The sequence below is a fragment of the Bacillus sp. SD075 genome (assembly GCF_017355165.1).
GTDB lineage: Bacteria > Bacillota > Bacilli > Bacillales > DSM-1321 > Peribacillus.
The window spans coordinates 1-298 of record NZ_JADILK010000127.1 but is presented as its reverse complement, the minus strand read 5'-3'; the positions used below and the strand labels follow the sequence as shown (position 1 = coordinate 298).

The 298-nt window shown below is 37.9% G+C and carries 1 protein-coding gene; it reads right to left on the bottom strand.

From position 1 onward, the window contains the following. Positions 1-298, bottom strand: a 298-nt coding sequence (locus IOC57_RS25570) for an IS110 family transposase (protein ID WP_207441379.1), incomplete at both ends; no start/stop codon positions are given.

Sequence of the window (298 nt, the reverse complement as noted above, 5' to 3'; positions counted from 1 at the left end):
GTTCTCTTTATTCCTTTTAACAAGGTGCGGATTTACGGTAACAACTTCAACGTTTTGTTCAAATAACCATTTTGATAGATTCAACCAGTAATGACCGGTAGGTTCCATGCACACGATGGCAGTGTCTAAACGGTTTATTCGTTTAAGTTCTTTGATCCAACTTAGAAATTTAGTAAACCCCTCATCGTTATTTTCAAAGGTTAGAGGATGACCGACCACAATTCCTCGAAAGTTAACAGCTCGAGCAACATGAAATTGTTGTGCACTATCAATTCCTACAACAAGATGACGATTCGTA